Annotated in this window: 2 protein-coding genes; one reads left to right on the top strand and one right to left on the bottom strand. The window is 74.7% G+C overall.

Going from position 1 to position 5,737, the window contains the following annotated elements; all coding sequences use genetic code 11:
- The first annotated feature begins 125 nt into the window (after positions 1–125).
- The gene (gene fxsT, locus N4P33_RS31715; protein WP_313904620.1) at positions 126–4,337 is read left to right on the top strand and encodes an FxSxx-COOH system tetratricopeptide repeat protein; all 4,212 of its coding nucleotides are present in this window, start codon (positions 126–128) and stop codon (positions 4,335–4,337) included.
- Positions 4,338–4,613: 276 nt separating this feature from the next.
- On the opposite strand, the gene N4P33_RS31710 is transcribed toward fxsT, so the two are convergent.
- On the bottom strand, positions 4,614–5,737 hold a 1,124-nt coding region (locus tag N4P33_RS31710; RefSeq protein ID WP_260830398.1), incomplete at its 5' end, for a beta-ketoacyl synthase.

Here is a 5,737-nt window from a genome sequence, read left to right as displayed (position 1 = left end):
CCCCCCCGCCCCTCGGGACCGGCGGCTCCCAGCCCTGCTCGACCGACGGTTCATCGCCCCGAACGATCGGCGCCTCCCTGCCTCGCGCCACCGACGCCTCGCCACCGGGCACGATCGGAGGCCCGGTGGTCCACCCGACCGATGGGCCCTCTCTTCGCGTCACCGACGCCTCCCCACCGGGCACGACCGGCGGCCCCCCGCTCCACCCGACCGATGGGCCCTCTCCTCGCGTCACCGACGCCTCCCCACCCGGCACGACCGGCGGCCCCCCGCTCCACCCGACCGATGGGCCCTCGCCCCGCTCCACCGACGCCACCGAGTCCACCCCGCCCCCCGCCACCGACCCCTCCGAGCCTCGCCCGGCCGACACCCTCCCGGTCGAAGACGCCGCGGCCTGGGCGCGTGCCCTGCGGGTGCTGCATCGGCGGCGGGGGCGGCGGGACACATCTGGGCCGGGGAGCGGGGAGCCTGGGCGGAGGCGTGCCGGTGGTGCGCGGCCGCCGCTTGTCTCGCTGGTGGTCGACGGCGGACGTTCCATGGCACTGTGGTCCGCCACCGCCGAGCGGTTCGCCGGGGCGCTGGCCCGTTCCCGGGTCTTCCGGGACGTCCGCGTCTACCGGTGGCCGTCCGCGCAGCGCACCGGCGAGGATGCGGTCACGGACGTCCCACAGCGCACCCGCCGGCGTGACCCTGCGGACGCCGCACCCCGGCTCGCGGATGCGCCGCCCGGGCGGCATGTCGTCCTCGTGCTCACCGACCTGCACGGCGACCGCTGGGCCGACGGGACCGCCCAGCGCCGGCTCGCCCGCTGGGCGAAACGCGCCTCCGTCGCCGTGGTGAACGTCCTCCCCGAGCACCTGTGGTCCCGCGGCCCCCTCGCCCCCCACAAGGCCGTACTGACCAGCCCGGCCCCCTTCGCCGCCAACCGCGGCTGGCCCTGGCGCCCCGACGACTTCGCCCTCATGTGGCAGGACGACGTGGACTACGCCGACCCGCACGCCATCCCCGTACCCGTCCTGGAACTGACCCGGCAGGCCCTCCACCGCTGGGCCCGCTTCGTCGCCCACGCCGAGCCGACGGCGTACGAGGCGCGGATCGTCGCCGCCTCCCTGGACGCCACACCCGGCCCACGCGCCCGGCAGCACGGCCCGCCCCGCCCCCTGCCCGCACCGGAACTGGTGCGCCGCGCCCGCGCCCGCCTCAGCCCGACCGCCTACCACCTCGCCCAGCTGTGCGCCGCCGCCCCGCTGAATCTGCGGATCCTGGACGTCGTACGCCGCACCCTGCTCCCCGAGGCCCGCACCTGGCACCTCGCGGAGCTCCTGCACAGCGGCCTGTTGCGGCACACCACGCCGGCCCCCGCGCAGCCCGGCCCCGTGCGGATCGAGCTGGACTTCGTCGACGGCGTACGCGCCGAACTGCTCGCCGAGGGCACCCGCGACGAGACGGCACGGGCCATGGAGACGGTCCTCGGCCACGTCGCCGCGGCGCTGCCCGAGCCGCTGGCCGCCGACCTGCGCCAAGTGCGGGCCGTCGTACGGGACCCCGGGCGGGCCGCGCATCTGCCGGTGGAGCGGGTGCGGCCCTGGCTGGTTCCCGTGCTGCCCGCCCTGACCGCGCTCGGCGGGCGGTACGGTCTCGCCGCGGCCGGTCTGCGGGCGCGGTTGTGGCAGGGCGCCGCCCCGGGTGTTCGGCCCTCCACGGTCCGGGAACAACCGGAACAACCTGATCGCCGGCACCTCACCCCCGCACCCGCGGGCGAGCGTGCCCCACACACACCCGGGATGGGAGGGAACGTGTCCGTGGGCGACCCGCAGCCCTTACCCGCTGCGCACAGGGAGAAAGCGCGCAAACCACCGCCGGTCTGGGGGAACGTACCGCCCCGGAACCGTGCCTTCACCGGCCGCGCCAGGCTGCTCGAGGAGCTCCACCAGCGCCTGCAGGAAGGCACCACGGCCGTCATCCCCGAGGCGTTGCAGGGCATGGGCGGCGTCGGCAAGTCGCAGCTCGCCGTCGAGTACGTATACCGGCACATGCACGAGTACCAGATCGTCTGGTGGGTCCCCGCCGAACAGCCCCAGCAGATCCGCCAGTCCCTGGTGGAACTCGCCGGGCGCCTGGACCTCGACGTCAACAGCGGCGAGGCCGCCACCGCCGTCCCCGCCGTCATCGAGGCCCTGCGCATCGGCGAGCCCGACAAGAACTGGCTGCTGGTCTTCGACAACGCCGAAACCCCCGACGTCGTACGGGACTTCTTCCCGGCCGACGGACCCGGCCGCATCCTCGTCACCTCCCGCAACGGCCAGTGGGCCAGCGCCGCGCGCCCGCTGGAGGTCGACGTCTTCACCCGCGAGGAGAGCCGCCAGCTGCTCCAGCTGCGCCTGCCCGACCTCGACGACGCCTCCGCCGACCGCATCGCCGAGACCCTCGGCGACCTGCCCCTGGGCGTCGAACAGGCCGCCACCTGGCTCGCCGAGACGGGGATGCCCGCCGACGAGTACCTGCGCCTGTTCGAGCAGCACGCCATGGAGCTGATGGCCGGCGACCCGCCCCCCGACTACCCGCTCTCCGTCGCCGCCGCCTGGAACCTGTCCCTGGAACGCCTCCAGCGCGACCATCCCGCCGCCCTCCAACTCCTCCAGGTCTGCGCCTTCTTCGCCCCCGAACCGATCTCCCGCCCGCTGCTCACCGGCGTCCGCGACGCGCCCGTCCCGCCCGAACTGGCGTACGCGCTCAGCGATCCGATCCGGCTCGGCCGCGCCGTCCGCGACGTCAACCGGTACGCGCTCGCCCGCATCAACCACAGCACCAACACCATCCAGTTGCACCGGCTGGTCCAGCGCGTCCTGGTCAATCAGATGCCGGACGAGCTGAAGGTCCGGATGCGCGCGGCCGCCCACCGCCTCCTCGCGCACGGCGACCCCACCGAGCCCTCGTCCCCGGAACAGTGGCCGCGCTACGGCGAACTGCTCCCGCACGTCCTCAGCAGCAGGGCCGTCACCTCGGGCGACCGCTGGGTCCGCCAACTCGTCCTGAACGAGATCGAGTACATGTTCTACTGGGGTGACTACGAGGGCTCCGGCGACCTCGCCCGCGACGCCTACGAGACCTGGCGGAACGCCGACGGCGAGCACAACGAGCACGTCCTGCGCGCCGCCAAGCTCTACGGCGACGCCCTGCGCGCCCTGGGCCACCACCACCAGGCGTACGAACTCGACCAGCGCACCCGCGCCGCCATGACCGAGACGCTCGGCACCGAGGACGAGAACACGCTGGAGATCACCTCGATGCTCGCCTGGGACCTGCGCATGCGGGGCGACTTCACCGGCGCGTCCGCACTCGACGGCGAGACCTTCGAGGCGAGCCGGCGCATCTTCGGGCCGAACGACGTCTCCACCCTGGTCTTCGCCCACCGCGTGGCCCTGAACCTGCGGCTCACCGGCGACTTCCGCCAGGCCCTGGAACTGGACCAGGACACCCACCGCCGCAAGGTGGAGGAGCTCGGCGAGAACGCGCTGTCCACGCTGCACACCCTCGCCGGGATCGCCATGGACCTGCGGCAGGCCGGCGAGTACGCGGAGGCGTACAACCAGCAGCAGGACGTCTCGCGCCGCTACGAGTACCACTTCGGCGCGACCAACCCCAGCACCATCGGCAGCCAGCTGGGCCTCGCCCAGGCCGAACGCCGCATGGGCAGGCACGCACGGGCGCTGGAACTGTCCGGCCGCGCCCTGAAGCAGTACCGCAACCGCTACGGCGAGAAGTACCCCGAGACCCTCGCCGCCCTGCTCACCCACGCCATCGACGTCCGCTACAGCGGGGACTTCCGGCAGGCGCTCGAGCTGAGCGAGCAGGGCTGCACGGGCTACGGCCGGCTCTACGGCCCCGACCACCCGCACACCCTCGCCGCCCGCATCAACCACGCGGTCGCCCTGCGGCTGCTCGGCCGCGTCGAGGACGCCCGCCGCCTCAACGAGCAGATCCTCGGCACGCTGGGGGAGAAGCTCGGCCCGGAACACCCCAACGTCCTCGCCTGCGCCAGCAATCTCGCCGCCGACCTGTACGAGCTGGGGGAGGCCCGGGCCTCGGTCGACCTGAGCACCCGCACACTGGAACAGGCCCGCAGGCGCCTCGGCGAGAACCACCCCGCGACGCTCGCGACCGCCGTCAACCTGACCCTCGGCCTGCGCCTGCTGGGCCGCGACGAGGAGGCGGACACCCTGCACACGGACACCCTCACCCGCTACGAACGCGTCCTGGGCCCGGACCACCCCGCCCTGGCGGCGGCCCGCGACAGCAGACCGGCGAATTGCGACGTGGACCCGATGCCGCTGTGATCCGGGCCGGCCCCGGCCCTGCCGGGCGGCGGGCCTTGTCGGGCGGCGGGCCCGTTGTGCGGCAGGCGGCCCTGATATGAGGCGGGCGGCCCAGATGTGAGGCAGGCCCTGGCGTCAGCCGACCCCTCCCGCGAGCGGATCCCGCAGCGAGGCAGGCCGGGTCCTTGGGAGCCAAGCCATGGTGTCAGCCAAGCCCTTCCGTGAGCCGAGCTCGCCCGCGAGCCTAGCCCTCCGGTGAGTCGCACCCTGAGCTGATCCCGCCGTGACGGTCCCCCCTCAGCTCGCCCGGCGCAGGGCCAGTACCGCGTTGTGGCCGCCGAAGCCGAAGGAGTTGCTCAGGACCAGGTCGCCGTCCCTCGGCAGGGTGCGCGGGGCGTCGCGTACGACGTCCAGGTCGATCGCGTCGTCGAGCTCGGCGCAGCCGACCGTGGGCGGCATCAGCCCGTGGTGCAGCGTGAGCGCCGCGGCGACCGCCTCGACACCGCCCGCCGCGCCCTGCAGATGCCCCAGGTGCCCCTTGAGCGCGGTGACCGGCACGTTCCGCGCGCCCAGGACACCCTGCAGCGCCCGCGCCTCCGCGAGGTCGCCGTCGACGGTGGCGGTCGCGTGCGCGTTCACATGGACGACGTCCGCGAGGTGGCCCCCCGCGTCCCGTACGGCCCGGCGCAGCGCCAGGGCGATGCCGTCGCCGGACGGGTCGGGCGCCGCGACATGGTGGGCGTCGGCGGACAGCCCCCAGCCGGCGGCCTCGCAGTAGATCCGCGCCCCCCGCGCCCGCGCATGCTCCTCGGACTCCAGCACGAGCACGCCCGCGCCCTCCCCGTTGACGAACCCGTCCCGGTCCTTGGCGAACGGACGCGACGGCGTGCCCTCGGCGGGATCGCCCTCGGCCAGCGCCCGCATCGCCGCGAACGAGGCCATGATCGCCGGGGTCACCACGGCCTCGGCACCGCCCGCGAGCGCGACGTCCACCCGCCCGAACCTGATCCGGTCCACCGCCTGCCCGATCGCCTCCGTCCCCGAGGCGCACGCGCTGGTCACGGTCCGCGCCTCACCGGTGATGTGCAGGTCCAGCGAGACCTGGGAGGCGGCCTGCGACGGCACGGTCATCGGCGTGGTGAGCGGCGACACACTCCGCGGTCCCTTGTCCCGCAGCTTGCGGTCCCCGCCGACCAGCACGGACGCGTCCCCGAGGATCGCACCGAGGCTCACCCCGACCCGCTCCGGGTCGAGCCCGCTCTCACGCGTGCCGCCCTCGGCGAACCCGGCGTCCGCCCAGGCCTCCCGCGCGGCCAGCACCGCGAACTGCGCGGCCCGGTTCATCCGCCGGGCCACCGGCCGCGGCAGCAGCCGCGCCGGGTCCACCGGCACCGTACCGGCGACCCGCACGGGCAGTCCGT

Source organism: Streptomyces sp. 15-116A, from assembly GCF_025290915.1.
In the GTDB taxonomy this organism is placed as follows: Bacteria; Actinomycetota; Actinomycetes; order Streptomycetales; family Streptomycetaceae; genus Streptomyces.
This window is presented reverse-complemented; position numbering and strand designations above follow the sequence as displayed.